Raw genomic sequence first — 4,670 nt, forward strand, 5'->3', positions numbered from 1 at the left:
TTTGACGGAACAAGGTGTCATCACGGCTGAAACGGTTGCTAAGATGCGTTCGGTTGATAACCCAGTCGCGCAAGTCGCGGCAGATTTGATGGACCATTACGGTGATTACAGTGGGACGGCACCGGTGGTGTTAAACGACCCAGAAGTAATTGCGTACTTGATTGACCCCACAATGTTTAGCGGGGTAGATTACTACGTAGACGTTGAAACGCAGGGGCAGTTGACGCGTGGCCACTTGGTTGTTGACCAACATAATATGACGGGCAAGCAACCGAATGCGACGTTGATGACCACGCTAGATAACGATAAATTTGTCGACTTAATCTTAAGTTCATTAACAGCTTATTAAGCTGAAAACGCTATCCAAACTAGGATGGCGTTTTTTGTTGCGCTCATGGTACATATTATCGTATTTTTTGTAAGTGAAATTCCCTAAATTCATACTCTGTTCACAATTCGGACTTAAAATGTTTTTTACAAAGAGTAAGAGATATTTATAGAGGGTTCGAGAATAATGCGACAATTTAATATGAACAAAGGTAACTTTGAAGTGAAGTCTCACTACAAAATGTACAAGGCCGGAAAGCGCTGGGTAGTCGCTGGTATGGCCACGTTGTCATTGTTGGGTGGCTTGATGATGGTTCCTGGGGATGCATCAGCGGATGGGGTAGATTCGTCTGTTGCACCAGTAGCTGACAGCCAAGCACCAGCTGAGACAACTAATAACGCCACAACGAATTCAGTTGTGTTAAGTGCAAGTGCAACGCCAGCACCTGCTTCTTCAGTGAGCGCTGAAGTTTCTGCTACGTCAGAATCATCAGTCGTAAGTAGCGTCGTTGTTTCATCTTCAGTAGCAAGCTCAGTTGTGACTGAGTCAGTTTCATCAACATCATCAGTGTCTGTTGCAGTGTCATCAGACGCTTCTTCAGTTGTGTCACAATCATTGGCAAGTAGCGTGGTTGTGCCAGCTGATGCGGTGACGGTTAAGGATACGGAGAGCGAAAAGGCGTATGCATTGGGAACGACGCCAGACGCAGAGACGACACCAGATTCAGCGGTGACTGCTGTAGATAATGGTATTTCAACCTATAGTGCAACACCAAAAAATGCAACCTGGTCCGTAAAAAGTAACTCATTAGTTGCTTCTTCTCATATCGTGACGAGTAATGCGCAAGCAAAGTCAGAGGTAACGTATTCTGGTTCTGGACAGGTTACACCTAACTTTAAGCAAACGGGTGATATTACTGGTAGCATCACAATGAATAGTTCATATGTTGATGGAAAGTATATTACAAATCAATCGGATCTTTCTTCCGCAATTGTTGTAGCAAATGATTTAGCACATTCATTTAATCCGATAGCAACACCATCAAATATTTCAAAAAGTGATATTGATTGGCAAGCTATCGTCCCACAAGCTACGAATGAAGGGGGAACGTTAGCCTACGGAACCAAGGTTGATACTACAAAGGCATTTGAAGTACGTGGTGGTTATAAAGTTGTACCAATTGTGAACGGTAAATTGGGTGACATTACCAATACCGAAACAACTGGGAATAAAACTAACCAAGGTGGCGGAAAATACGGTGGTGGACAAGCTGTGGGTATGATTATGACGCCTACAGCAGTTGAAGACATGGGAACCCTAAAAATGGGAACCAACTTGAAGACATTGAACCTTAGTGATGGTATCGAAGGTGTTTCTAACGCTCTTATTGCGGGAAGAGATTTGTATTATGGTCGAACAGGAGACGTTAATCCATTATTAGTCCACCTTCGACAAACCAATGCAAATGGTGCGTTGTATGCTGAAACGAAGACTACGGTTAATGGCGGTAATGGTGCTAAAGATATTCTGGGCCAAACAGTTAAAACGGATGGAACAACAGTCGGTTACGCAAAAGCTTCAGATGCTAAAAATGGTGTCGATGGTTCTTCTCTGGGGATAACAGATTATGTTACAAACGCAAATGGATCAAATAAGACAACTCTGTTTACAAATTATTTGAGCCAAGGTGTGTATTTCGACTATATCTGGACTCCTAAGAGTGTCGATGGTAAGTTACAGACGATTGAAATTGCCGATGCTAATGGTGTGAAGCACACGTATATTTATGCTGACTTGACATACTCTGAGTACTCAAATTTTGCGGCCATTTCAGGTACACCTTCGCAAGCTGACAAGGATAAATATTTGCTTAGTTCAGTTACGGGGACGGTGCTAGTTCAGACGCAAATGGCATTAGGATTGTTTGGTGGAAATGGTGGAAATGGTCAGTCATTTTTCGGCGGAATTTCTTACTTCCAAGCTAAGAATGTGTTGAATGATGTTTCAATTAATTATCAGTTTAAGAACGATCCAACCAGTTTGGTTAATTCAAACACCGTAACAGCACTTGCTGGAGAGACTGTGCAAATTAATGGTGGTAAAGATAGTGTTGCAGAAACTGATGGACACTATGTTTCAAGTTATGACGCACCAGAAATCAAAGGCTTAAAGGTTGACTCAAGCAAAAAGTTGCAGGCTGTTGCTGGAACAGATACTAATCTGACGGTTATTTACACGGTTGATCAAGGTGCTTTTGATGCGCAAGTGACAACTGCTCAAACGGCTAAAGAAAATGTCCAGAAGAGTATTGATAAGGCGACGGCGGCACTAGCAACAGCTAAGACGCAACAAGACAAAGATGATATTACTCAAGCTATTACACAGTTGACGAAGATTTCCAACCAAATTGATGGTATTATTTCAGGACTAAAAACGGCGACTGATGCAGGGACAATTGCAAAGCTAGATACAGTTGACGCTGTTACTTCAACTTTGATGAAACTTGAGAATACGGCAGCGAACGCGACTGATTTGGCAACTAGTGCTGCTGATTTAGCTACAGCAGTATCATCATTTTCGGATAAAAACACAAGCAACTCAGCTACACCTGAAGACGTCGCGCACACTCGCGCCGTTTTGGAAGGACAAAATGCAAGTAACCTGGTAACAGATGACATGGGAACTATTGTTCAGGAAGCTAAGAAGGCGCTTGATGCTGCTGTTGCTGATAAGACGGCAACAACCGAAGATATTGTGCACAAACGTTCTGTTCTATTGGCTGACATGGCTGCCGATGCAGTTGCGCACACTGACGACGAAGAAGTGCAACGACGTTTGGTGACGGTAGCAGATGCAGTCAAGAATGGCACGACATCAGAAATTGATGAAGCAGCAGCAAAACTAAAAATTGCAGACTCTACGGTCGTTTCAACAGATATCGCGGATGACGAAGCACTTAATGCTGCAAAAAACGCTGTTGATAATGCGCTCGATGCAAACCCATATGTGCAAACGGATGCTGATACAGCAAAGGCTAACTTTGATGATGCAGTGACTAACGCTACTACCAAGTTAGCGAAAGCAAAGTCAGATGCCGATACTGTGGTTGCAGCTGTTAAGAATTCTGAGAACGACGATGTGAAGAAGCGAGTTGACGATGTTCAGGCGATTGAGAAGAGTGGTACGAAAACTGAAATTGATCAAGCTGTTGCAAAGTTGAAGGTGGCAGATGAAACGGTTGTTGCCGTTAATCTTTCTGATGATGATAACGTTAAGCTAGCTAAGCAAGCTGTTGATGATGCTTTAAATGCTAAAACGTACGATCAAAGTGCTATTGATAAAGCGCAAAGTCATTTCAATGAAGTGGTTAGTGACGCAAATTCAAAACTAGCTACTGCAAAGACAACGGCCAACGATGCTGTAGCTTCTTGGACCGCAGATGCGCATAAGTATGCTGATCAAGATACAACATCCATTGCTGATGATGTCGCGGAATTAAACCAGTTAACATCAAAGGACAATGTGACGGCGACGAAGCAAGCCATTGACGATGCTCGTCAAAAGCTGGCGGATGATATTGCTATTGTTGAGCAAAAGCGTCAATCTGCAGTTGATGACGGAAATAACGAAGTTGACAAGGCCCAACCAAATGTTGATCTCGATGAAGAAGTTAAGTTGACAGTTGATGGCTTGAAGCAAGCGATTGCTGACGGAACGCAGACAAAGATTGAAGAAGCAATCAAGAAGGTTCAAACGGCCGTTGATACGATGGTTGAAGCAAAGGTTTCTGATTCTGAGTCTGTTACGGCGGCCAAGAAGGTAGTTAATGACGTCTTGAATGCAGCAGACTTAAACACGGATACCTTAAATAAGGCGCTTGGTGATTTGGATGAAGCCGTATCTAACGCAAAATCTGCATTGGACACGGCTAAGGGCAACGCGACTGTTGAAGAGCCTACTAATTTAATCGACCAAATCAAGCAATTAGCACCGGCTGACCAAGATACTTTGTCAACGGCTGTTGCAAAGTTGAAGGACTTGGTTGATTCTAAGAACGATAGTACGACTACGTTGACGGAAGTCAATGAGCAACAAACTATCATTGATGGTATCTTGAACTCGTTGAAGGACAACCGTAAGAACGCTATCGGCACGGCTAAAAAGACCGTGACGGCAGACGTACCAACTAACATTGCTGACCAAGCTGATCAGTCAACGTTGCAAGCTGACAAGGATAACTTGCAGAAGGTTGCAGCTGATGACAAGTCAACGTTAGATGATATCCAAAAGGCGCAACAAAAGGTTGATGGCGACATTGCAGACATGACCAAGAATGTCACGG

The 4,670-nt window shown here is 43.3% G+C and carries 2 protein-coding genes; both read left to right on the top strand.

The genetic code is table 11. The annotated features are described in order from the left end of the window. Positions 1 to 349, top strand: a 349-nt coding sequence (locus WEIDD23_RS14445; protein ID WP_242865418.1) for a nucleoside hydrolase, incomplete at its 5' end; no start/stop codon positions are given. A 165-nt stretch (positions 350 to 514) separates the two neighbouring features. Then, a partial coding sequence (locus tag WEIDD23_RS03770) for a KxYKxGKxW signal peptide domain-containing protein (protein ID WP_156469565.1) occupies positions 515 to 4,670 on the top strand: 4,156 nt, incomplete at its 3' end.

Origin of the sequence: Weissella sp. DD23 (assembly GCF_001579105.1) — a bacterium.
In the GTDB taxonomy this organism is placed as follows: domain Bacteria; phylum Bacillota; class Bacilli; order Lactobacillales; family Lactobacillaceae; genus Weissella; species Weissella cibaria.